This window comes from Aminobacterium colombiense DSM 12261 (genome assembly GCF_000025885.1).
GTDB classification, from domain to species: Bacteria; Synergistota; Synergistia; order Synergistales; family Aminobacteriaceae; genus Aminobacterium; species Aminobacterium colombiense.
The window spans coordinates 293,371-316,159 of record NC_014011.1; the positions used below are offsets into that span (position 1 = coordinate 293,371).

Annotated in this window: 19 protein-coding genes and 3 rRNA genes; 19 read left to right on the top strand and 3 right to left on the bottom strand. The window is 47.4% G+C overall.

Features of this window, described 5'->3' with window-relative positions; translation table 11 throughout:
• Positions 1–16 precede the first annotated feature (16 nt).
• The 5 genes from proS (at position 17) to AMICO_RS01380 (ending at position 5,438) form a co-directional block, all read left to right on the top strand.
• Positions 17–1,456 (top strand): proline--tRNA ligase, encoded by a 1,440-nt coding sequence (proS, locus tag AMICO_RS01360; RefSeq protein WP_013047690.1) that lies wholly within the window; start codon positions 17–19, stop codon positions 1,454–1,456.
• Between the two features lie 97 nt (positions 1,457–1,553).
• On the top strand, positions 1,554–2,513 hold the full coding sequence (locus AMICO_RS01365; RefSeq protein ID WP_013047691.1) for a Ppx/GppA phosphatase family protein: 960 nt from the start codon (positions 1,554–1,556) through the stop codon (positions 2,511–2,513).
• A gap of 26 nt (positions 2,514–2,539) precedes the next feature.
• Positions 2,540–4,207, top strand: coding sequence for a Na/Pi cotransporter family protein (locus AMICO_RS01370; protein WP_013047692.1), 1,668 nt, complete (start codon positions 2,540–2,542; stop codon positions 4,205–4,207).
• Complete coding sequence (gene phoU, locus AMICO_RS01375; protein ID WP_041459300.1) at positions 4,140–4,889, top strand: phosphate signaling complex protein PhoU; 750 nt, start codon at positions 4,140–4,142, stop codon at positions 4,887–4,889. Before AMICO_RS01370 ends, phoU begins: the two co-directional genes overlap by 68 nt.
• Before the next feature lie 153 nt (positions 4,890–5,042).
• Positions 5,043–5,438, top strand: a complete 396-nt coding sequence (locus AMICO_RS01380) for a rhodanese-like domain-containing protein (protein WP_013047694.1) — start codon at positions 5,043–5,045, stop codon at positions 5,436–5,438.
• Between the two features lie 133 nt (positions 5,439–5,571).
• Here AMICO_RS01380 and AMICO_RS01385 read toward each other — a convergent pair whose 3' ends face one another.
• Positions 5,572–6,111: a nitroreductase family protein gene (locus AMICO_RS01385; RefSeq protein WP_013047695.1), complete on the bottom strand. Its 540-nt coding sequence runs from the start codon at positions 6,109–6,111 to the stop codon at positions 5,572–5,574.
• 359 nt (positions 6,112–6,470) lie between these two features.
• Between AMICO_RS01385 and AMICO_RS01390 the strand changes: the two genes are divergently transcribed.
• The 3 genes from AMICO_RS01390 (at position 6,471) to rrf (ending at position 11,280) form a co-directional block, all read left to right on the top strand.
• Positions 6,471–8,002 (top strand): 16S ribosomal RNA (locus AMICO_RS01390).
• A 121-nt stretch (positions 8,003–8,123) separates the two neighbouring features.
• Positions 8,124–11,102: ribosomal RNA gene (locus AMICO_RS01395) — 23S ribosomal RNA — on the top strand.
• 62 nt (positions 11,103–11,164) lie between these two features.
• A 5S ribosomal RNA gene (gene rrf / locus AMICO_RS01400) occupies positions 11,165–11,280 on the top strand.
• The 16S, 23S and 5S rRNA genes sit together here, the layout of an rRNA operon.
• Positions 11,281–11,374: 94 nt before the next feature.
• Here the strand turns inward: rrf and AMICO_RS01405 are convergent.
• Together AMICO_RS01405 and AMICO_RS01410 are read right to left on the bottom strand one after the other, a co-directional pair.
• The gene (locus AMICO_RS01405; RefSeq protein ID WP_013047696.1) at positions 11,375–12,136 is read right to left on the bottom strand and encodes a beta/alpha barrel domain-containing protein; all 762 of its coding nucleotides are present in this window, start codon (positions 12,134–12,136) and stop codon (positions 11,375–11,377) included.
• A 21-nt stretch (positions 12,137–12,157) separates the two neighbouring features.
• The gene (locus tag AMICO_RS01410) at positions 12,158–12,526 is read right to left on the bottom strand and encodes a hypothetical protein (protein ID WP_013047697.1); all 369 of its coding nucleotides are present in this window, start codon (positions 12,524–12,526) and stop codon (positions 12,158–12,160) included.
• Positions 12,527–12,681: 155 nt separating this feature from the next.
• On the opposite strand from AMICO_RS01410, the gene AMICO_RS01415 reads away from it, so the two are divergent.
• The 11 genes from AMICO_RS01415 (at position 12,682) to AMICO_RS01465 (ending at position 22,693) form a co-directional block, all read left to right on the top strand.
• Positions 12,682–13,725 carry a homoserine dehydrogenase gene (locus AMICO_RS01415; protein WP_013047698.1) on the top strand — a complete coding sequence of 348 codons (1,044 nt, stop codon included), beginning with the start codon at positions 12,682–12,684 and terminating at the stop codon, positions 13,723–13,725.
• Positions 13,726–13,731: 6 nt separating this feature from the next.
• Positions 13,732–14,250 carry a YfcE family phosphodiesterase gene (locus tag AMICO_RS01420; protein WP_013047699.1) on the top strand — a complete coding sequence of 173 codons (519 nt, stop codon included), beginning with the start codon at positions 13,732–13,734 and terminating at the stop codon, positions 14,248–14,250.
• Between the two features lie 25 nt (positions 14,251–14,275).
• The gene (locus AMICO_RS01425; protein ID WP_013047700.1) at positions 14,276–15,103 is read left to right on the top strand and encodes a PHP domain-containing protein; all 828 of its coding nucleotides are present in this window, start codon (positions 14,276–14,278) and stop codon (positions 15,101–15,103) included.
• Positions 15,104–15,166: 63 nt separating this feature from the next.
• Positions 15,167–16,207: a low-specificity L-threonine aldolase gene (gene ltaE / locus AMICO_RS01430; protein WP_013047701.1), complete on the top strand. Its 1,041-nt coding sequence runs from the start codon at positions 15,167–15,169 to the stop codon at positions 16,205–16,207.
• Complete coding sequence (locus AMICO_RS01435) at positions 16,204–17,562, top strand: TldD/PmbA family protein (protein WP_013047702.1); 1,359 nt, start codon at positions 16,204–16,206, stop codon at positions 17,560–17,562. The genes ltaE and AMICO_RS01435 overlap by 4 nt, the downstream gene beginning before the upstream one ends.
• Complete coding sequence (locus AMICO_RS01440) at positions 17,540–19,222, top strand: N-acetylmuramoyl-L-alanine amidase family protein (RefSeq protein ID WP_013047703.1); 1,683 nt, start codon at positions 17,540–17,542, stop codon at positions 19,220–19,222. Before AMICO_RS01435 ends, AMICO_RS01440 begins: the two co-directional genes overlap by 23 nt.
• A 47-nt stretch (positions 19,223–19,269) precedes the next feature.
• Positions 19,270–19,995: a GerMN domain-containing protein gene (locus tag AMICO_RS01445; protein ID WP_041459301.1), complete on the top strand. Its 726-nt coding sequence runs from the start codon at positions 19,270–19,272 to the stop codon at positions 19,993–19,995.
• An 18-nt stretch (positions 19,996–20,013) separates the two neighbouring features.
• Positions 20,014–20,796, top strand: a complete 783-nt coding sequence (gene rph, locus AMICO_RS01450; RefSeq protein ID WP_013047705.1) for a ribonuclease PH — start codon at positions 20,014–20,016, stop codon at positions 20,794–20,796.
• Positions 20,759–21,349: an RdgB/HAM1 family non-canonical purine NTP pyrophosphatase gene (rdgB, locus tag AMICO_RS01455; protein ID WP_013047706.1), complete on the top strand. Its 591-nt coding sequence runs from the start codon at positions 20,759–20,761 to the stop codon at positions 21,347–21,349. Before rph ends, rdgB begins: the two co-directional genes overlap by 38 nt.
• A gap of 63 nt (positions 21,350–21,412) precedes the next feature.
• Complete coding sequence (gene secG / locus AMICO_RS01460) at positions 21,413–21,637, top strand: preprotein translocase subunit SecG (RefSeq protein ID WP_013047707.1); 225 nt, start codon at positions 21,413–21,415, stop codon at positions 21,635–21,637.
• A gap of 12 nt (positions 21,638–21,649) precedes the next feature.
• A complete protein-coding gene (locus AMICO_RS01465; RefSeq protein ID WP_013047708.1) occupies positions 21,650–22,693 on the top strand; it encodes a nicotinate phosphoribosyltransferase in 1,044 nt (347 codons plus the stop codon).
• Positions 22,694–22,789: the final 96 nt, after the last annotated feature.

A 22,789-nucleotide genomic window follows, 5' to 3' on the forward strand; every position in this document is an offset into this window, starting at 1 on the left:
GAGGTAGACGAAAACCATGGCACGTAACATAACACCGAAAGAGACAGATTATTCTCAGTGGTATCTCGACATCATTAAGGTTGCTGAGCTTGCTGATTATGCCCCAGTAAGAGGGTGTATGGTGATTCGCCCCACGGGATATTCCCTGTGGGAATCCATACAGAAACATTTTGACGATGCTTTTAAGGAAACGGGACATGTGAATGCCTATTTCCCTGTTTTAATCCCTAATTCCTTTTTGGAGAAGGAAGCAGAACATGTGGAAGGGTTTTCTCCGGAGTGCGCCGTTGTAACACATGCGGGAGGAGAGCTTTTGGAGGAACCTCTCGTTGTAAGGCCTACGTCAGAAACGGTAATAGGCCATATGTACAGCAAGTGGATTCAATCATGGCGAGACTTGCCAATTCTCATCAATCAGTGGGCCAATGTAATGCGTTGGGAGAAGCGCCCCCGTCTTTTTTTGCGAACATCTGAGTTTCTTTGGCAGGAAGGGCACACCGCCCACGCCACAGAGGAAGAGGCTATGGAAGAAACTCTTAAGATGTTAGAGGTCTATAGGCGTATTATGACTGAAATTCTGGCTATCCCTGTAATTGTAGGGGAAAAGACAGCAGGGGAACGTTTCCCGGGGGCAGTGAACACCTATACCTGTGAAGCCATGATGAGCGATAAAAAGGCTTTGCAGGCAGGAACGAGCCATTTCCTTGGTCAGAATTTCTCCCGGGCCTTCGATATCCAGTTTCAGAACCAGAAAGGCGAACAGGAGTATGCGTGGACAACTAGCTGGGGGGTTTCTACTCGTCTTATAGGAGCTCTTATCATGACACACTCTGATAATGACGGCCTTATTCTTCCTCCGAGAGTGGCTCCCGTGCAAGTGGCGATCCTCCCTATCAGTACGAATGATTCGGTAATGGAAGAGCAGCTGCTTCCAAGAGCCCTAGAGTTTTCTGACAAATTAGACCAGATGCTTGGCGGACGCTTTACCTTCGTAGACAAGCAGTTCCATATGCGTCCTGGTGATCGGTTCTTTTATCACCTTCAGAAAGGAGTTCCTTTGCGTCTCGAGCTTGGAGAAAAAGACCTGGCCGCTGGAACTGTCAGGGCCGTGCGGAGAGATACGGGAAGTAAAGAGGATATTCCATTCGAGAATGTTCCGTTGAGGGTCAAGGCCCTTCTTGAGGATATTCACAAGAATCTCTATACGAGGGCTCTTGACTTCAGGATTGCCAACACATTCTCGGCTTCTACCCTGGAAGAGCTAAAGGTTATTGTTGAAGAGAAAGGCGGATTTGTAGAAACATATTTTGCTGGCACGCCGGAAGAAGAAAAGAAAATAAGAGAAGAGACTGGAGCGACACCGCGGTGTATGCCATTGAATGATACTTGTACAGGGACCTGTTTTCTGACAGGCAAACCACATGCAAGAAAAACGATCTTTGCCAAAGCATATTAGTTTCTTGTTTATGTAGGTATTGAGAAAACTTGCCTGAAAGCGGGATCCTGCTGTATGGGGACCCGCTTTTGGATTCTGATGAGGGGGGTGCGAGAGAATGGACAAAAAGGAAAGGCTTGCTGTAATAGATGTGGGGTCTAATTCGGTAAAACTTTTTGTCGCGGAGAAAGCTCATCAGAAAATCTCTACTTTATTTGAGCGGACAGAGATCACCCGTTTAAGTGAAGGGCTCACAAAGAATGGAGTCCTTCAGAATGTCCCCATGGAAAGAAATATTTTCATGGTCGAAACAATGATACATCAGGCAAAAGCTCTAGAAGTCGAAGGGGTTATCATTGTAGGCACCATGGCTTTGCGCATTGCACAAAACAGGGAAGTGTTTATAGACCGCCTCGCAAAGAAAACAGGCTTTACACTCTCTGTTTTGTCAGGTGAAGAGGAAGGGGAGTTGGCTTTTTTAGGGGCTCTTTCAGGACTCTTTGGTTTTTCACCATTACAGGAAGTGACTCTTTTCGATATTGGCGGAGGCAGCACAGAGTTTGTCAGGGGGAAGGGGAGAGAGGTCCTCGATAAATGCAGCATTGCTCTGGGTTCGGTGCCATTAACAGAGCGCTATTTACAGATTTCCCCTGTTTCTGATGAGTTGTTGCAACGAACCAGATCTATCATTAAAGAGCAACTAGAGCAAGTGCCCCCTGTGTTCAAACTGGGCCCTCTTCTTGGAATAGGCGGCACTATTACGACATTAGCTTCAGTTCACCTTGAACTGGAGGCATATAGTGGTAATAGAGTTCACGGAATGACCCTCACGAAAAGGGATGTAAACGAACAAATTCTTCAATATGCCTCTAGAACCATAGCTGATCGATGCAAAATTAAGGGACTGTCTCCTGGGCGCGCGGATATTATCCTTGCGGGAGCATGTATTGCGGACGAAATTTTGGGTTTGGCCAATGAAGAATCATTTGTAGTAAGCGACAGAGGACTGAGGCACGGAGTGGCCATACACTACTTTGAAGAAAGCTCTGGAAGAGATGAGCCTCTGCTCCTCCCTTGAATTGTTAGAAAAGAGATGATTTAAGCATGCGTTCCACCCTGGCTTCCTATGCCTTGATGCTTGCTGGTATTGTCATACTCCTTCATGGACTGGAAGAAAGCAATAAAGCATTCAGAAAACACCTTGGCAGTCGAGGAAAAGAACTTCTGACCACTATGGGAGAGAAGAACTCATCGGCTTTCACCCTGGGAGTCTTACTTTCGGCCGTAGCCCAAAGTGGAACAGCGGCTACAGCCTTTGCCGTGGGGCTCGTAGATATTCATGCTCTCCCTTACGAAGGTGCTATTCTAGTTATGATGGGGGCGGGCGTGGGTTCAACTCTCGTTGCTCCCCTTTTAGCCCTTGATATCATTGCCTTTGCACCTTTTTTTCTGGCCTTGGGCTTTTTTCTTTCCCATGGGCGTTCGGATAAAATTAGAAAAATAGGCGCTATTATGAAGAGCCTGGCCTTTGTTCTCACAGGCATGCTTCTTTTAAAAGTGGGTTTTTCTCCTCTTATAGAAAAACCAGAGTTCGGAACTTTTATAGCTCATATTGTTACAAGACCAGCCCTTCTTGCCGTTGTCGCTTTTCTCTTATCGTCCCTTACTCAGGGTTCATCAGCAATAATAGCTATTGGGATAGCCCTTATCTCTTCTGGTGTAGCTTCTGCGGAAGCCTTTTACCCCTTGGTTCTGGGGGCCCGTCTCGGAACTCCCATTATTGTTCTCTTTTTCAGCATGGGCACCAGGGTCAATGCTCGAAGGCTTGCGTGGCTTTCCCTTGCCTATCGCTGTTTAGGCGTCGTGGCAGGGTTGGCACTCGCACCATTTTTATTTAAAGCAGTAGCTATTTCCATCCCTGATCCAGAGATGAAATTGGCAGCATACCAGGTGGGATTGAGTGTTATCAATGTTATCGTTTTTCTGCCCCTTGTACGGCGGGCCGCAGTGATGAGTGGAAACTGGTTTTCCAAAGAAGTTGCTAAGGATCCTGGGGAGGCCATCTATCTTGATGAGTCGTTAACAGACTTTCCCCCACTCGCTGTTCCTTTGTTGGAAAAAGAAATCACAAGAATGGCAAATTATATTGAAACATTTATTTACATGCTTTTTTTTGCACCGGGTTACAGAGAACAGATCTACAAGCTGCAAAAGGGTATTCCATCTCTTCTTGAGCAGTGTTCCGACTATATGTTTGCTATACCGGCGCCAATCGACAATGCCGCGGAAATGGAAAAGTATTCGGCAATTTCCTATTCCCTTATTTCTATGGCCGATATTGTGGAAGTTGCCACGGGAAAACTCTACACCCTTTGGAACGAAGGGATAGAACAGCGATTATCAAGTGAACTTCGACAAGAAGAATGGCAAGACTATCTTCTTGTTGCTACAGATATTGTTCGTTTTAGTTTGCGCGCTTTTGCTCTTGATGATGCCGCCAGTGTTCAAAAAGCAACGGAACTCTCAAAAAAATTTAGGTCCCACGATCAGTTGCTCAGGCAAATTATGGTATTTCGGGGACGGCTTTTCAACTGTCGTCAAGATGTGCTTCTTTGGAGTCTTCTAGCAACATTGCGAGTTATTGTAACAGCTTCCCTTGAAGTTGCCCGCGGAGGTCGATTTAGAAAAAGAGGAGATGAGGGAGATGGTCTTTGGGAAGAAGAAAAAGGAAACTATGGAACTGACACCGGAAATGATACTCTACTCGAGTGATAAAAAGAGAATTCTCTCCATGGTCCATAACATGGGAGAAGAGGCTGTTGACGCTGTTTACAAAGCGATAGAAGCTCTTGTAGAAAGGGACAATGCTCTTGCTCGACATGTTGTTGAAAATGATGATGTAATAGACAGGCTAGAAGTGGAAATCGATCAGGAATGTCTCGGCTCAATTGCCATGCGGCAGCCGGTACGTGAGAATTTACGATTCGTTTTTACTGTGGCAAAAATTATAACAGACCTTGAACGAATTGGGGACGAAGCTGTCAATATCGCTGAACGGGCCCTTTTCCTCAATCAGCATCCTTTGTTAAAGCCCCTTATTGACATCCCTAAGATGAGGAATATCTCTATCGAAATGTTACGAAATGCTCTCAATGCTTTTGAAACAAATGATCCTGCTCTTGCGGAGGAAGTTTACCTGAAGGATCAGGAACTGGACGTCCTTTATTACAACATTTTTGAAGAGCTTATACAAATAATCGCTCAAAAGCCGAAGGGCGATAAAGTAACGGCACAATGTGCTGCTGCACTTATGTGGATAGGACGTCATCTCGAACGGGTTGGTGATCATGCCTCCAACGTAGCTGAAAAATCCTATTTCATTATTACGGGAAAGCGTCTTAAGCAGATAATGGAAGCAAAACAGCGTTTAGCTGAAATGGGGAGAAATGACTGATTATTATATATATCTATGGCAGATAGAATAAAAGAGAGTTAATCTTATGCAAAAATTTTTAATTTTACATTATTAATTGACAATTCGACACTCCTTTTGTATTATTGATATTGATTATCATTCTTATGTGTGCTCAAGAGGGAGGTTTTATTTTTGAAGACGATATCAGAAGTTGTGGCCCGTTATTTTGAGGATCTGAAAAAAGGATGCAATAATCTCATTAGCTGCGACCAGTTGGGAGAGCTTATGAGAAAAGAAAATGTTTACATCCTTGACATCAGAAAGCCTGAAGATTATGAGGAGGAACACCTGGAAGGTGCGGTAAACATTTTCTGGAGTGAAGTAGGAGACCATCTAAAAGAAATTCCCAAAGATAAAAAAGTGGTGGTTTGCTGTTATTCAGGCCAATCTGCAGGTCAGGTCGTATCCCTTATGAGAATACTGGGGTTCAATGCCTGTTCTCTTAAGGGCGGAATGAAGTGTGACCTGGCGCATATGCCTATTGAAGCCCGATGCTGCGATAATCAGCCAGAAGTTTGTGATTCTTGAGGCATTTAACAGCCCTTCTCCGTTGGGGAAGGATATAAAGGATGTTACTTCAATACCGCTCAGTAGATGGGCACAGAGTTGTTGTCAGATCTGTTGAGCGGTATTAGTAAAATCATTAGCATTCATTTCAGAGTTAGAGAAAGCGTCGTATGTCATCTATGGATTTTCGTGTTTTAGGTGGCAAAAAACGTATGTCTTTCGGATATCCCATGCTGATCATAATGTCAATTTTCACTGATTCAGGAAGGCCGAGTTCTTTTTTTATCCCTCTTTCATTGATCCAGCCGAGCATGCATGTCCCAAGCCCAAGGTCTGTAGCCTGAAGACAGAAGTGTTCACATGCTATAGCTATATCCATGAGACTAAACTGAACCCCACGGAAAAGCCCTCCCAGGGCAGAGCTATAGCGGGATCGTTCGGTAATAACAACGATAAGCACAGGGGCTTTCGCAGCAAAAGAATTCATTGCATAGATGCCATTAAAGGCTGCCTGCGCTAAAGAAGCGACTTTTTCAGGGGTGTGGGCTACAATAAAAGACCATGGCTGAGAATTGCAGGCAGAGGGTGCCAATCTGGCAGCCTCCAGGCATGTATCAATTACTGATTGTGGAACAGGCTGTGAACTGTAATCCCTCATGCTGTACCTTTTTCGAATAAGATCTGCAAAATCCAAAAATCTCCCTCCCAGCTTTTGCGAATGATTAGGATAACAACTTTAATTTTAGTGTTTGTTTGTTAAAAGGGTCAATAGCCAAAGGGCAACATGTCTGATTTGGAGGCCCAAAAGTGTATGTAATATTTCGAAAAAGGGATGTTGGCGAGGCCAATTATTCTTTTTCTTAAGGGAAAGCCAGTATTTACAAGGGATAGAGATGTATTTAAGTTTTTTCTTTTTCTTTTTTTGAGAGTTGACATCTTCTGAAAAAATGATATCATACCCTTCGCGCCGCTCGAAAGGCGGAGCGAAAGCAACAGAGCACCTTGTAAAGTGAATAGGCGAGACGAAAACGAGAAGCCAGTCAATTTAAGAAATTTATGGAGAGTTTGATCCTGGCTCAGGACGAACGCTGGCGGCGTGCTTAACACATGCAAGTTGAACGGGACGGATATTGAAGCGACTTTTCGGAGTGGTGGATATATTTGTTTAGTAGCGGACGGGTGAGTAATGCATGAGAACCTGCCCTTCAGAGGGGGACAACAGTTGGAAACGGCTGCTAATACCCCATATGCCGAGAGGTGAAAGGAGCGATCCGCTGAAGGAGTGGCTCATGTCCTATCAGCTAGTTGGTGAGGTAAGTGCTCACCAAGGCGATGACGGGTAGCCGGCCTGAGAGGGCGACCGGCCACACTGGAACTGAGATACGGTCCAGACTCCTACGGGAGGCAGCAGTGGGGAATATTGGGCAATGGGCGGAAGCCTGACCCAGCGACGCCGCGTGAGGGAAGAAGGCCTTTGGGTCGTAAACCTCTGTTGTATGGGAAGAAGGAAGTGACGGTACCATACGAGGAAGTCCCGGCTAACTACGTGCCAGCAGCCGCGGTAATACGTAGGGGACGAGCGTTGTCCGGAATTACTGGGCGTAAAGGGCGCGCAGGCGGATATTTAAGTCAGCTGTTAAAGTCATGGGCTCAACTCATGGATGCGGTTGAAACTGGGTATCTAGAGTGCTGGAGAGGTAGGCGGAATTCCCGGTGTAGCGGTGAAATGCGTAGATATCGGGAAGAACACCAGTGGCGAAGGCGGCTTACTGGCCAGCAACTGACGCTGAGGCGCGAAAGCCAGGGGAGCGAACGGGATTAGATACCCCGGTAGTCCTGGCCGTAAACGATGAATGCTAGGTGTGGGTGTCGAGAGGCATCCGTGCCGGAGTTAACGCGATAAGCATTCCGCCTGGGGAGTACGGTCGCAAGATTGAAACTCAAAGGAATTGACGGGGGCCCGCACAAGCGGTGGAGCACGTGGTTTAATTCGATGCAAACCGAAGAACCTTACCTAGGTTTGACATGTACGTGGTACGGATCTGAAAGGAGAAGGACCTAGCCTTCGGGCAAGGAGCGTACACAGGTGCTGCATGGCTGTCGTCAGCTCGTGTCGTGAGATGTTGGGTTAAGTCCCGCAACGAGCGCAACCCCTGCATCCAGTTACCATCGAGTGAAGTCGGGGACTCTGGATGGACTGCCAGCGACAAGCTGGAGGAAGGTGGGGATGACGTCAAGTCATCATGGCCCTTATGCCTAGGGCGACACACGTGCTACAATGGCCGATACAGCGGGAAGCTAGCCTGCGAAGGTATGCGGATCCCACAAAGTCGGTCTCAGTTCGGATTGCAGTCTGCAACTCGACTGCATGAAGGAGGAATCGCTAGTAATCGCGGATCAGCCAAGCCGCGGTGAATACGTTCCCGGGCCTTGTACACACCGCCCGTCACACCACCCGAGTTGGGTGCACCCGAAGCCGGAGGCTTAACCTTTCGAGGAAGGATCCGTCTAAGGTGTGTCTGGTGAGGGGGGTGAAGTCGTAACAAGGTAGCCGTACCGGAAGGTGCGGCTGGATCACCTCCTTTCTAAGGAGACAAAGGCGCCTTATATGAGGAGCCGTAAGATTGGCAGAAATTTTCGTCTTGCCTGTTTCGCTTTTGCACCTTGACATAGGAATAGAGGGAAGTAATCGAGGGAAAGTAAGTAGAATAAGGTATAAAGGGCATACGGTGAATGCCTTGGCACCAGCAGCCGACGAAGGACGTGGCAAGCTGCGAAAAGCTGCGGATAGGCGCAAGCGGCCTTTGACCCGCAGATGTCCGAATGGGGCAACCTGCCTGGAGGAATCCAGGCGTCCATAAGTGGATGGAACCCGGCGAAGTGAAACATCTCAGTAGCCGGAGGAAGAGAAATCGAAGAGATTCCCTGAGTAGTGGTGAGCGAAAGGGGAATAGCCTAAACCGATGGCATGTAAGGCTGCGGTCGTTGTGTTGTCGGGGTTGTGGGAATCCTCATGTCAGCCCGCAGGCTGACGTTGGAGTTACAAAGTTGTTATCTAGCCGAACTGTGTTGGGAAAGCAGGCCATAGAAGGTGATAGCCCAGTAGGCGACAGGTAACGACCTCTGAGAGGATCTCCCGAGTAGGCCGGAGCACGTGGAATTCCGGTTGAATCAGGGTGGACCATCATCCAAGGCTAAATACTGCTGGTGACCGATAGAGAATCAGTACCGAGAGGGAAAGGTGAAAAGCACCCCTGGCGGGGAGTGAAATAGACCTGAACCCGTGTGCCTACAAGCAATCGGAGCGCGAGTGGCAGCGATGTTATGAGCGTGACGGTGTGCCTTTTGTAAAATGAGCCGACGAGTTATTAGACGTAGCGAGGTTAAGGTGCGTTAGCACTGTAGCCGTAGGGAAACCGAGTCTTAATAGGGCGTTAGTTTCGTTTAATAGACCCGAAGCCGTACGATCTATCCATGGCCAGGTTGAAGTCCGGGTGAAGCCGGATGGAGGACCGAACCAGTATCTGTTGAAAAAGATTTGGATGAGCTGTGGATCGGAGTGAAAAGCTAATCGAGTGCGGTGATAGCTGGTTCTCCCCGATATGCATTGAGGTGCAGCCTTGCGAGTTCAGATATGGGGGTAGAGCTCTGGATGGATGCGGGGGACTGGGGTCCTACCAAATTCAACCAAACTTCGAATACCATATCTGTATTGCGGGAGTGAGACTACGGGTGAGAAGGTCCGTGGTCGTGAGGGAAACAGCCCAGACCGTCAGCTAAGGTCCCTAAGTGTATGCTAAGTGTGGCAAGGATGTGAGAGTGCCTGGACAGCCAGGAGGTTGGCTTAGAAGCAGCCACCCTTTAAAGAGTGCGTAACAGCTCACTGGTCGAGGACTTTTGCGCCGAAAATGTAGGGGGCTAAGCATACTGCCGAAGCTGCGGGATATGTGCGAATGAGTATATATCGGTAGGGGAGCGTTCCATACGGGGTGAAGCCGAACCGCGAGGTCGCGTGGACTGTATGGAAGTGAGAATGTCGGCATGAGTAACGCGAAGTGCGTGAGAAACGTACTCACCGAAAGCCCAAGGTTTCCTGGGGAAGGTTCATCCTCCCAGGGTTAGGCGGGACCTAAGACGAGGCTGAAGAGCGTAGTCGATGGACAGCAGGTAGACATTCCTGCCCCGGCCTATGCCGTTATAACTGAAGGGGTGACACAGAAAGCTAGGTGCTCCGGGTGATGGAATACCCGGTCCAAGGATGTAGGAAGGCGCTTCAGGCAAATCCGAGGCGCTATTTCTGAGGTCTGATGGGGAGATCCCACGGGATCGAAGTCATTGAAGCTCGGCTGTCGAGAAAAGCCTCTAGGGAGGTATAGGCTGCCCGTACCCGAAACCGACGCAGGTGGGCTAGCTGAGAAGGCTCAGGTGAGCGGGAAAACCCTCGTTAAGGAACTCTGCAAGTTGACCCCGTAACCTAGGGAGAAGGGGTGCCACTCTGGTGAAGTGTAAATCATATGGAGCTAAGGGTGGTCGCAGAAACCAGGCTCAGGCGACTGTTTACTAAAAACACAGGTCTCTGCATAAGGCGTAAGCCGAAGTATAGGGACTGACACCTGCCCGGTGCTGGAAGGTTAAATGGAGAGGTTAGCGCAAGCGACGCTTTGAAATGAAGCCCCAGTAAACGGCGGCCGTAACTATAACGGTCCTAAGGTAGCGAAATTCCTTGTCGGGTAAGTTCCGACCTGCACGAATGGTGTAACGATCTGAGCACTGTCTCAACGAGGGACCCGGTGAAATTGTGGTACTGGTAAAGACGCCAGTTACCTGTGGTGGGACGGAAAGACCCCGTGGAGCTTTACTGTAGCCTGATATTGGATTTTGGTCTGTCATGTACAGGATAGGTGGGAGGCATAGAACGCAGGGCGTCAGCTTTGCGGGAGCCGCTGTTGGGATACCACCCTTGACATGCTGAAGTTCTAACTGTTTAGTCTGAATCGGCTGGCAGGACAGTGTCAGGTGGGCAGTTTGACTGGGGCGGTCGCCTCCTAAAGAGTAACGGAGGCGCGCAAAGGTCACCTCAGGGCGTATGGAAACCGCCCATAGAGAGCGCAAAGGTATAAGGTGGCTTGACTGTGAGAGAGACGTTTCGAACAGGAACGAAAGTTGGTCTTAGTGATCCGGCGGTACCGAGTGGAAGGGCCGTCGCTCAACGGATAAAAGCTACCCCGGGGATAACAGGCTGATCCTGCCCGAGAGTTCCTATCGACGGCAGGGTTTGGCACCTCGATGTCGGCTCGTCGCATCCTGGGGCTGAAGCAGGTCCCAAGGGTTGGTCTGTTCGCCCATTAAAGCGGTACGTGAGCTGGGTTTAGAACGTCGTGAGACAGTTCGGTCCCTATCCACCATAGGCGTAGGGTATTTGAGGAGATCTGCTTCTAGTACGAGAGGACCGAAGTGGACGAACCTCTGGTGTACCGGTTGTAGCGCCCGCTGCATAAGCCGGGTAGCTATGTTCGGGTCGGATAACCGCTGAAGGCATCTAAGCGGGAAGCCGCCTCCAAGATGAGATACCCCATTCCGATAGGGAAGTAAGGCGTCCTGAAGATGACAGGATTGATAGGCCGGAAGTGTACGAGCTGAGAGGCTTTGAGCTGACCGGTACTAATACGCCGAGGCCTTATTCTCATTTTCCCTTGAATTTCTTCCCTCATTTCTGTGTTGTTGTGCGAAAGAGTAGATTTGAGATCTCTGGTGGTCACAGCGGAGGGGCCACACCCGGTTCCATGCCGAACCCGGACGTTAAGCCCTCCAGCGCCCATGGTACTGCAGAGGCTATCTGTGGGAGAGTAGGTCGCCGCCAGGGATCTTTTTTTATGCCTTCAAAACACCTTAAAACACTCCAAATCGCCTTCGAAAACCCCGGATATTCAATAAATTCCATAAAGACAACGCAAAAATCAGACCTGATCACTCTTCCGAAAACCAAGGGGGTAGCGGAAATCTTCAAGGTCGCACATGGTGACCGTGATGTCTGCGCCTGCGGCACTTAGTGTTTCAACTTCCTGCCATGTTTTAATGTTTCCTAAAACACCGACAGACATTGAATTAGGCGTGGCTGAACGTACTACTGCCACATCCCTCAGAATATTGAGCCGCCGCCGGAGGTTCAGGCAAATTACCCCTGAAACGCCTGCCATCTCCGAATATCTGACAAAGGTGATAATTTGACCTTCAGATAGAAAATGCCCATCGAAGGCGAAGTAAAGGGGAATATTTGAGCCAAGGCACTTACCATAGGAGAGGAGGGCCTGGCGCACTTTTTCACGTCCCTTGTTTTCATGCATAACATCTGCACGAAGGGTAACAATAATTTCCTCTACGCCATTATCCTCTGCCCAGCGAATGAGATCCCCTTTAATAGAAGGCGGAAGCCCCGAATAGGGGTAATCAATAATAGTCCCTATCCTTAGCTTCGTTCCTGCAAAGTAATCAAGAACGAAGGGCAATAGTACAGGTGGAATAAAAAAAGTGTGGATGTTGTTCTCAATACAAAGCCGATAACTCTTTTCAAACTGCTTTTCATAAAAAATATCATAATAAGAAAGGTAGCACATTTTTTCAGAGAGGATATGAAAGGGCAGCGACTTTCCCAGCCCTGCTTCCGCAAGAGCTGCTCTTCGGTGAGCCTTTTCTGATAATAGTTGCAAATCAGTAGCCATATCATCACCTCATTATATTTATTAACGAAGACAGTGACACAATTCCTGGTTTTCTCCCCTACCTTTCTTTATGGTAACTTCTTTCACTATGATGGCCCCTTGACGCTGCAAGTATAAGAGCAAGGAAAGGGTAGTAGTTTCTGAAATTCCTATGTTTTTTGAAATGTCTTCCAAACAGATAATCCCTTTTTCTTCTATAGAGTTCATGACCTCTCCGGATACACAGTTCAGCCATTGTGTAAAAAGTTCCCGCATTTCAGGAGTTGTTGAAGAAGCAAGCTGTGAATTAAGGGAAACAGCTTCTATTAACCGGGCGGTCGCGAGGGATGATGATTCGATAAGTTTTTTCAGCTCTTTTAAAAGAGTTGCTTGAGAAACTTCTTCGCTCATGAATAGTGCTCCCTTCAATTAATAAAAAATCTGGTTAACTCACTACAATAATACAACATGAAGAGGATAAGGCGAAGGCTTTTTGTTCTGAAGTGATAGAATAAAGCAATATCCAGACTAGAGGGCATTATTTATTACGCGTTGGAGGAGTATGCATGAAGATCTCAGTTCTTCTTCTAGGTTTCGGGAATGTGGGGAGGGAATTTTGTTCTCTTCTAGAGAGGAAGGGTGACAAGATTTTTTCAGAATATGGATGCACCATTCAGATAAAGGGAATTTCGACCCAGAGAAGGGGCAACCTCTATTCAGAAGAGGGGTTGCATATGCCATCTGTTTTCAGGGCTGAAGAAGAAACAGGACGTATAGATTGCCTCAGAAGCAATGGCCTCTACATATCCCCCACCCTGGAAGATTTGCTGAATAACGGTGACTATCACATTCTTGTAGACACAACCTTTTCCAGCCTGGAAACGGGGGAGCCGGCGCGCACCTATATGGAGAAAGCCCTTTCTCGGGGAAAGTCTGTCGTTACGTGTAACAAGTCCCCAGTCTTTCTCTGGTACCATTCATTATCAAGTCTCGCCCGTGAAAGAGGGGCGAAGTTCCTATTCGAGGGAACGGTCATGTGTGGGACCCCCCTATTTTCTCTTTTTCGCCACGGTTTGCCCGCTACGGAAGTTCTTTCCTTTGAAGGAGTATTAAACGGCACGTGCAACTACATACTTGAATTGATGCGTCAGGGGAGCACCCTTGACGATGCTTTGCTTGATGCCCAACGGCGGGGATATGCGGAGCCCGATCCCAGTGTGGATATTGACGGCTGGGATTCTGCCTATAAAGCGATGATAGTCGCTCAGGCCATTATGGGAGCTCCCAGACTTACAAAAGATATGATAGAAGTAAGGGGAATCCGCGAAGTAACTCCCGAAATGCTAAATATGACAAGAATAAAGGGTGGCGTTGTCCGCCTTCTCTCAAAAATAGAAAGGAAGCAAAATTCCTTTAAGATCGAAGTAGCTCCTACAGCGTTACCTGCAAACCATCCTCTCGTAACTCTTTATGGGGTAACCAACGGTGCTGTTCTCTGCACAGACACCATGGGAGAGATTTGCATTGAAGGAGCAGGAGCAGGAAGCCGCTTCGCTGCTTTTGCCCTTTTGCAGGATGTTCTTTCCATTGCTAATTCTATGAGGAGGTGAAGCTTAGTGTCACAGAGACTTGGTGTCATAGCCGATACTCATGGACATGCCGATGCCTGGGAAAAAGCGTTGAAGATATGGGGGGACGTGGAAGCTATCCTTCATGCAGGGGATGTATTGAAAAGCGGTATTGATACAGGCCTTGCGGATCTCATAAATATTTCTTCCGTACCTGTTCTCATTGCTAAGGGGAATAGTGATTTTCCAAAGGACCAGGAAAGTCTTAACTGGCCCATCCTTTCTCCTTATGTAATGATCTGGTGGCACGGGAAGCTCATACTTTTGAGCCATGGCTCTCACTTTTCTCAGGTCAGGGAGTTGGCTTTGCGATCCCGTGCAGACCTAGTGATAACGGGCCATACCCATGTAGGTTCCCTTGTCAGGGAAGGGAGAACATGGTTTCTAAACCCTGGGGGCGCATCCTTGCCAAGAGGGCGTGACCCGGCAAGCGTCGCGTTGATAGAAGAAAGTATAATACAGATCATCACGCTGGATGGTGAACTTTTACACTATGAAATTTGGTAGATAGATAAGCAGAGGGGGTAGAAGCATGATTTTCATCGATCTACATCTTCACAGCACATGCTCTGACGGAACTATTACACCCCGGGCCCTTGCTTTCAAAGCAAAAAGCCAGGGACTATCTGTGGCTAGTTTGACTGACCACGACACAACAGAGGGAGTAAAAGCCTTCTTAAAGACATGCGCACGAAGAGAAGTCCGTGGTGTGGCTGGAGTTGAACTTTCTGCGGATTTCCATAGTGTTATGCATATTCTGGGGTATCGAATCGATGTGGATTCTCCTCTTTTTCAGAAACATATGAAGCATTTGCGGGAAGGTCGGGATGAGCGAAACTACAAAATTTGCCAAAAGCTTCAGCGGCTGGGTTTGTCCATCTCCATAGAAGAAGTGCAGGCTGAGGCCCAGGGAGAGGTCATAGCACGTCCCCATATAGCCAGGGTCCTTATCAGAAAAGGATATGTGCAGAGCATGGGAGCCGCTTTTGAGCGATACCTCGGGCGAGAGGCACCTGCCTATGTTCCCCGCTACCGGCTCTCTCCCCAGCAGTGCATTGAAACAATTCATCAGGCAGGGGGTGTTGCCGTTCTTGCCCATCCGGTTCAGACAACAGATGATTATGGAGAGCTTGTTGATATTTTGAGTTCATTAAAAGAGCTCGGTTTGTGGGGGATGGAATGCCTGGCTCCCAGTCACGCTCCTCAGCAGGTGTTTCAATATTTGCGCATTGCTAAAGAAATGGGCCTTTTCCCTACTGCGGGATCTGACTTCCACGGAACCAATAGACCTGGAGTTTCTATGGGGATACGGGTAAAGTTTGACTTTCTACCATGGGCGCGTTTAGGTATATCCCTATAGATTGATGGTATTATACGTAATAAGGTTAAAAGACACAGATTGACGTTAAGGAGGAGAACTTAGATGTACTTTCCCATCGACCTTAAAAGCGATACCGTTACAAAACCCAGCGAGGAAATGCGTCGGGCAATGTATGAGGCAGAAGTAGGAGATGACGTTTATAGCGAGGATCCGACCGTTCTGCGGCTGGAAGAGAAAGCTGCAGAAATAACAGGGAAAGAAGCCGCTTTGTTTGCAGTTTCCGGAACCATGGGTAATCTTGTTTCTCTCCTCTCACATTGTAATCGGGGAGACGGAGTAATTATCGGAACCTATTCTCACATTAACAATTACGAAGGGGGGGGCCTTTCCGCTCTTGGCGGGCTTTTCCCTATGCTTGTGGACGATTCGTCAGGAATCCCTTCTCCAGAATCAATTGGTGAAAAGTGTCTTCCTAAAAATGTCCACTATGCTCCCGCCAGGCTTCTTTGCCTTGAAAATACCCACAATAAGTGCGGAGGCATTGCTGTTTCTCCAGAAAGGTTCGCAGAAACAGTAGAAAAGGCAAAAGATATGGGTTTGCCTGTTCACCTTGACGGAGCAAGACTTTTTAACGCGGCGTTAGCCTGGGGAGCAGACATCTCTGTCTATACATCCCGTGTAGATTCGGTTCAGCTCTGTCTTTCCAAGGGGTTAGGGGCTCCCGTAGGAAGTGTTATCTGTGCCTCATCTGATTTTATAGACCGCGCCCGGCATTGGAGAAAACGAGTTGGAGGAGGAATGCGTCAGGCAGGGGTCATTGCCGCAGCGGGACTCTATGCTTTAGATCATAATATCGATAGAATGATTGAAGATCATGAGAATGCGAAACGCATAGCCTATATTCTTCAGGATGGCGGTTTGGCCGTTGAGGAGAAGGGCAGACAAACGAATATGGTATTCTTTTCTATTCCCGAAAATGGCCCCACTGCATCCACGCTTATAGATAGCTGTGCCCGTCGGGGAGTTTATTTCACAGCCATGGGAGAACGCCGTGTACGTCTTGTTACCCATCTTGATGTGTCGAAGGAGCAGGCAGTGAAAGCCGCAGAAATCATAGTAGAAGAGGTAAAGAAACCAGAATGATCGTTCCAGACCGTGATGAAGTAGAAAGTTATGCTGAATTAGCAATAAAAGAAGCTCTTGAAAAAGGAGCCTGTGGAGCTGACATCCTTTTTTACTTTGGATCAAGTCACAGTCTTTCTTTAAGGGATGAAAAGCCAGAACAGAACAATTCGGGTTTTTCCGTGGGCGTAGGAATACGTACACTTGATAGAGACGGGCGTCAGGGAGTGGCCCATATTAACACATTCAACAGATCTTCTTTACAGCAGCTTGTGGAATGGAGTTGGCATAATTGCGCTAATCTTGAACCTGACCCATGGACTGTACTTTATAATGGGAAGTCTTCTTATGCTAAAAACCTCGAGCTTAAAGATGAAAAAATTTCCGCTATCCTTCCGGAACAGCGTCAGGAATGGTGTGCAGAAATGACCCATCTCGCAAAAAAAAAGGATTCGAGGGTTCTCTCTGTGCGGAGTGCGTCATGGAATGATGGGGAAGGGGCAACCTTTTACATGGCATCTACCGGAGTAAAAGGTTGGTATGATGGAAGCGGCGTAGCAGCAGGCCTGAGCCTTGTCATGAGTGATGGGGTAAATATGGAGATGGGGGGATACGGAGAAGACTTCCGATTCCTGGAAGATATCTCTCTTCAACGTATTGTTGAAAAAGCGGTAACACAAACAGCCTGTACTTTAGGCGGTCGTCCCATTCAAACGAAGCGTTATACATTAGTCCTTTCTCCAGAAGTTTCCGCTTCTCTTCTCTCTGTGATAGGTGAGCTTTTTTGTGCGTCGAATGTACATAAGAATCGATCCCTCTACAAAGGGAAGTTAGGTAAAAAGGTGGCGAGTCCTCTTCTATCTCTTGTAGATGATGGGCTGATGCCTAGAAAACTCGGGACTGTGCCCTTTGATGGAGAGGGTGTTCCCAGTCAAAGAACCGTATTAATGAAAGAGGGCATTGTAGAAGGGTACCTCTACAACCTTAAACATGCTCAAAAAGACGGTGTAGAGTCTACTGGAAATGCCGCAAGAAGTATTTCCTCCCTCCCGGATGTGGATATTTCAAATTTTTATATGGAGCCAGGAAATATTTCCAGTGAAGAAATCTTTGTTTCTGTTCAAAGTGGAATTTATATAACGGAGTTTCTTGGCCTTCACACCGTAAATCCTGTGAGCGGCGATTTTTCTCTCGGCATAAAAGGTGTTAGCCTTTCTGGAGGTTTATTTGCCCAACCCGTTGCGGGAATGACCATAGCTGGTAATTTGCTCGACTTGCTCAACCGCATTGTCTTTATAGGCAACGACCTTTCCTTTTTTGGCGATACTGGAGGGTGCACTATGGTGATCGATAATGTTACAGCGGCCGGGTTATAAAAAATTCATATTTTCTTTTCTTCTCATATTATGTCTTTTCTTATCTGTCACTCCAGTGATGGCTGATTCGGCCTGGAATCTTGCCCTCGATGGCAGAATCCTCGGCGGAGTTCCTGTTAGGGATAATGGACGAATGACCATGGTTTCTATTGGTGTCATGGGGCGTCTTCTGCAATTGAAACTCGAACACAAAGATGATACCCTGCTAATTTTTTATAAGAACAACAAACTGCAGCTTGTTAATAAAGCGACGGCCGTCTGGCTAGATGTTCAACTAGTACCGATGGCATCAGCACCTGTCTTTGAAGGAGGAAACTGGTGGCTGGATTCTCGTTCCGCCATTAAAATACTCCAGGCTCTTTATCAGGCTGCAGGGTCCGCCGCTTCTTTATCCTGGGCTGGAGATGCAGTAGAGGCTTCTTCTCTGAATAAGAATGTGAAAAACCCTGAGAAAAAGCAGGATGAGGCAGAAGCAGCCATTTTGCCTGCAAGTATCCCCGTCGTGCCATCTTCCACACCTGCCTCTTTGGTTTCCTCAGGCGGAATGAGGCCTTGTGAACTGAAAGCGCTGAGATGGGGACGGTATGACGACAAAATAAGGGCAGTTTTCGATTACCAGGGGGAGACAGAGCCTCAATCAAGTCAAACGGGGCAAAATGTATCGATAGCCTTTACGGAAGGCAGTCTTTCTAAGACAGAAACCCTTTCACCCTTCCCTACTGACGTCCTAATAGAAACTGCGTCTTCTGAAGGAAAATATATTATTACGCTGAGCTCTATAAAGGGAGGAGAATTAAAGGTTTTCACCCTTCCTAACCCTGCTCGGCTCGTGGTCGATATTTACAACCCAAAGAATGAAGTCTTGCCTGCGCCAGTGGCAGTGTCAAATTTGAAACCAGCCCCAAAACCAGTGGCAGAGCAAGCCTCAGAACCGAAGGAGCCAGTTTTTGTTCCTGCAAAGGTTGTTCCTCGGAAATCCGCGCCTCTTGTAGTAATAGATGCTGGTCATGGGGGAAAAGATCCTGGAGCTGTGGCGAATGGCTACCGCGAAAAAGATTTGAATCTGCAATATGCGAGACAGCTGGCTGAATGTGTCAAGAAACGAGGGTTCAGAGTTCGTCTCACTCGTGATACGGATGTATATCTCAAGTTAGGGGAACGTACGGATTTAGCCAACAAATGGGAAGCTGACATGTTTATCAGCATCCATGCCAACGCCCTTCCTAAAGGAAGACATGCCAATGGGACAGAAATCTATATTATGGCATTGCCCACTGATAAAGATGCAATGGAGCTCGCATTGATAGAAAACCGTGAGTTGACAGGGGATAATGGAAGCGAAAGTTCAGCCCAGGTGGATAAAAAGACTAAAATGCTTTTAAATATTCTTGGGAATATGCAACAAAATGCGAAAATTAGCGATAGTACAGAAGTCGCGGAGCATTTATTCAAGTCCGGGCAAAAGCAGAAAATAAATATGAGGCGGGTTGCCCAGGCTCCTTTCTTTGTGTTGCGAGGGGCCACTATGCCGGCAGTTCTTATAGAAACAGGTTTTTTAACAGAGCGTAGCGAGGCAAAAAAACTTGCGACGCCATCTTTTCAGAAACAGTTTGCAGAAGCCATTGCACAGGGTGTAGAAACGTATTTTAATGGCAGATAGAATGGTGAGAGCGAAAGGAGGTGTGTGGCGCATTTGCGCTATACGAAATGGTTCGTAGAGAAGATGATTTCATTGATGATTTTGAAGATGATTTAACAATTCGTAAGGAGATCGACGAACAGGTAGAAGAGTCAAAAACCATACATAAACCCAAACCTCGTTCAAGAAGAGGAAGACGTTATGCCGATAAGCAGTCTTCAAAAAAAGCCCCTCTTGCCCTCCGTGCCATCGCATGGGTGGCCCTTTTGTTTTTATTTTTCGGGGTGGGGTATTGGGGAACATCATTTACACTTAAAGTTTTAAATAAAAAAAATCTTGTCCGCCAGGAGGAAATTGTTCAAAATCAGCAAGAGCTTTCTGAGCTCGTAGCTTCAGAAACAAATGCTGGAAGAAAGGTCACCTTCCCTCTATATATTCCCATGAACGGCGATGTGGTGCGAAAGGACATTGTCGTTCTTTCCAGCCTTATGGAAGATGACATGGAACGACTCATTCTCAAACTCTTTGAAGAGTGCGGAGATTCTTTGCGCGGGGTCAACATCCTCCATATATTCAGGAACGGTGATACAGCTTACGTTGATATAAGCGGAGGATTCATGTCTGCACTGAATGCTCTTGGAGAAGAAACTAGCACCTTGCTCATTACAGGTGTTGTTCGGACTCTGAAAGAAAATTTTTCCCCGGTTTCAAAGGTACGTTTCCTTGTTGAAGGAAAGATTCCTCAGAGCGGCGCGCCTGTAAATCTTTCAGTTCCCTGGGAACTGCGTTCATAAAGAGAAAGGACTGTGGTGATGGAAGACACTCTTCTTCGAAGTGACGGCAGAAAGTTCAATGAAATACGTCCCATCAGCTTCCAGCGTCACTTTACCTGTTATGCCGAAGGGGCAGTGTTAGCCTGCTTTGGTGATACGAAAGTCATTTGCACGGCGTCTGTGGAAGACAGGGTTCCTCCTTTTCTGAGGGGGTCTGGCCAGGGGTGGATAAGCGCAGAATACGCTATGTTGCCTCGTGCTACAGCAGAGAGGACATCACGGATGACCTCAAAAGGAGCGATTAGCGGGAGAAGTCATGAGATACAGCGCCTTATTGGCCGCTCTCTTCGAGCCTCCGCGGATCTTTCTCTTCTGGGAGAGAGAACCATATGGCTTGACTGCGATGTTATCCAGGCAGATGGTGGAACGCGTACAGCAGCCATATCCGGAGCCTTTGTAGCCCTATTCGACGCTATGCGGTGCCTGAAAGCCCAGGACGTGATAGAGAAAATTCCGGTAAAGTCTTTTGTGGCCGCCGTCAGTGTAGGGAAAATAGAAGGAAGCCTTCTTCTTGATCTTTGTTACGAAGAAGACAGCTGCGCTGATGTAGACTGCAATGTGGTGATGAACGGGGACAAACAGCTTATTGAAATACAGGGCACAGGGGAGCGGGGGACTTTTGCCAGGGATGAATTCGACGCTATGCTCGATCTGGCTGAAGATGGAATTCAAACTATAATGTTCAGTCAAGCTGAGGTTCTTCAGATTAGCGAGGAGGAACGACATGCTTGCGTCGGGAAAATCTGTAGTTTTTGCAAGTAGTAATCGAAACAAGTACGAAGAGGTTGCGGAACTACTTGCTCCTCTCCAGATACATCTTATCTTTGGCCCTGAGTGCCAGGCCATTGATGTAGAAGAAACAGCACAAACCTATATGGGGAATGCCTATATCAAAGCTGTGACGTGGGCAAAAAAGACAGGGATACCTGCTTTAGCAGATGATAGCGGTCTCGAAGTGCGTGCCTTAGGCTGGAAGCCAGGTATCTTTTCCGCACGGGTAGCCCCCTCTACAGATGGGAGGAATGAATGGCTCTTAAAATCCCTCGAAGGAATTGAGGATAGGGTAGCCAAATACGTGGCATCCTTCGCTCTTTGCCTTCCAGAGAATGGACTGGTTTTGATTACAGAAGGTGAGTGCTGGGGAAGGATTGCTCACGAGAGGAGCGGTAGAGGCGGTTTTGGATACGATCCGCTTTTTATTCCCCATGGGTACGAACGTCCTTTTGCAGACCTTCCTGATAAAATAAAAGCTCGAATATCCCATAGGGCTATAGCTTCTTATCAATTAATACATATTATTCATCAACAAATATGATAAAATAATCTACTGTCTGTATTTTCAGTGTCGTATAGTGTGTAGGGGGTGTAGAAGGTGAAAATGTTCATTGGCGTCGTGCATATGGTTTTAAGTATTGCATTGATTGGCATAGTACTTCTTCAGCAACGTAAAGAAGGCGGCTTTTCGGGTATCTTTGGCGGTGGAACGCAAGCTGACATGGGTGGAAGCCAGTGGCAGCGATTGAGTGGCTTAACGAAAATAACGGTTGTTCTGACCAGTCTTTTCATGCTAACGTCTCTTGTCCTCGTAATGATGTCAAAATAAAGGAGAATGGATATGGTAAAAAACGGGAATCTTGATTCCCTGGAGGATATCTCCTCTATTACGGTTGATATGGACCGTTTGTACAGTGCCACTCACGAGGAAATCATGAGCGGCCTCACTACCGATGTGTATTTTTTGAAAACGAGAGATGTGTTGCGCCGGGCCGGAAAGATTAATACGCCTGTGGTTGCAGAATTCTTTGCTCGAGGTAATGGCGTTTATGCCGGTTTGACCGAGGCAATGCAAATTTTGAGACATAAAAATGTTTCAGTTTATTCTTTAAACGAAGGAGACACTTTTACTCCTAAAGAAGTCGTTATGAGAATAAGCGGGCCTTATTCTGAATTTGGGTTGTATGAAACCGTCTTACTTGGTTTTTTGGCTAGTTCAAGCGGTTGGGCCACAGCTGCTCGGCAGTGCGTAGAGGCAGCTGATGGCAAGCCTGTCCTTTGTTTTGGGGCGAGACATGTCCATCCTGCTATTGCGCCTGTTATGGAGCGTGTTGCAATGGAAGCCGGCGGATGCTCCGGCGCGAGCTGCATGCTTGGCGCGAAACTGGCTGGCCACAATCCTATGGGGACCGTTCCCCACGCTGCCGTCCTTATTGTTGGAGATACAGTTGAACTGGCTAGGTTCTATGATGAAGAAATTCCTGAAGGAGAGCCTAGAATTGTCCTTATTGATACTTTTAAGGATGAAGCGGAAGAGTCTTTGCGAGTAGCGCAAGCACTCGGAAATCGTCTTTATGGAGTTCGTCTTGACACTCCTGGAGAACGTGGGGGAGTTACTGCTGAACTGGTTAGAGAGGTTCGTTATCGTTTAGATATTGCAGGCTTTTCCCATGTAAAGATTATTGCTTCCGGTGGCCTTAACCCCGAACGAATTAGAGTTCTTTCTGAAGCAGGGGTTGATTCTTTTGGCGTAGGAAGTTATATTGCCCATGGAACTCCACGAGATATGACCATGGACTTGAAGGTTGTAGATGGAATTCCTATAGCAAAAAGAGGAAGATTGCCAGGGATTATTGAAAACCCGAGGCTAAAACGTGTAAAATAAGCTGGTTCTACGAATGCCTTTTTGTGAAGAAGATGTGTTTTTTAGCGGGAATGCCGCCACCATTCCCTGATGCGGCTAAAAGAATGCAGCTTCCGC

Excerpts from the sequence above, each read along its gene's own strand:
- AMICO_RS01425 (WP_013047700.1), top strand. The coding sequence starts at position 14,276 with ATGATTTTCATCGATCTACATCTTCACAGCACATGCTCTGACGGAACT.
- AMICO_RS01445 (WP_041459301.1), top strand. The coding sequence starts at position 19,270 with ATGGTTCGTAGAGAAGATGATTTCATTGATGATTTTGAAGATGATTTA.
- AMICO_RS01440 (WP_013047703.1), top strand. The coding sequence starts at position 17,540 with ATGTTACAGCGGCCGGGTTATAAAAAATTCATATTTTCTTTTCTTCTC.
- AMICO_RS01365 (WP_013047691.1), top strand. The coding sequence starts at position 1,554 with ATGGACAAAAAGGAAAGGCTTGCTGTAATAGATGTGGGGTCTAATTCG.
- ltaE (WP_013047701.1), top strand. The coding sequence starts at position 15,167 with ATGTACTTTCCCATCGACCTTAAAAGCGATACCGTTACAAAACCCAGC.
- rdgB (WP_013047706.1), top strand. The coding sequence starts at position 20,759 with ATGCTTGCGTCGGGAAAATCTGTAGTTTTTGCAAGTAGTAATCGAAAC.
- AMICO_RS01405 (WP_013047696.1), bottom strand. The coding sequence starts at position 12,136 with ATGGCTACTGATTTGCAACTATTATCAGAAAAGGCTCACCGAAGAGCA.
- secG (WP_013047707.1), top strand. The coding sequence starts at position 21,413 with ATGTTCATTGGCGTCGTGCATATGGTTTTAAGTATTGCATTGATTGGC.
- AMICO_RS01415 (WP_013047698.1), top strand. The coding sequence starts at position 12,682 with ATGAAGATCTCAGTTCTTCTTCTAGGTTTCGGGAATGTGGGGAGGGAA.
- AMICO_RS01465 (WP_013047708.1), top strand. The coding sequence starts at position 21,650 with ATGGTAAAAAACGGGAATCTTGATTCCCTGGAGGATATCTCCTCTATT.
- rph (WP_013047705.1), top strand. The coding sequence starts at position 20,014 with ATGGAAGACACTCTTCTTCGAAGTGACGGCAGAAAGTTCAATGAAATA.
- phoU (WP_041459300.1), top strand. The coding sequence starts at position 4,140 with ATGGTCTTTGGGAAGAAGAAAAAGGAAACTATGGAACTGACACCGGAA.
- AMICO_RS01410 (WP_013047697.1), bottom strand. The coding sequence starts at position 12,526 with ATGAGCGAAGAAGTTTCTCAAGCAACTCTTTTAAAAGAGCTGAAAAAA.
- AMICO_RS01435 (WP_013047702.1), top strand. The coding sequence starts at position 16,204 with ATGATCGTTCCAGACCGTGATGAAGTAGAAAGTTATGCTGAATTAGCA.
- proS (WP_013047690.1), top strand. The coding sequence starts at position 17 with ATGGCACGTAACATAACACCGAAAGAGACAGATTATTCTCAGTGGTAT.
- AMICO_RS01370 (WP_013047692.1), top strand. The coding sequence starts at position 2,540 with ATGCGTTCCACCCTGGCTTCCTATGCCTTGATGCTTGCTGGTATTGTC.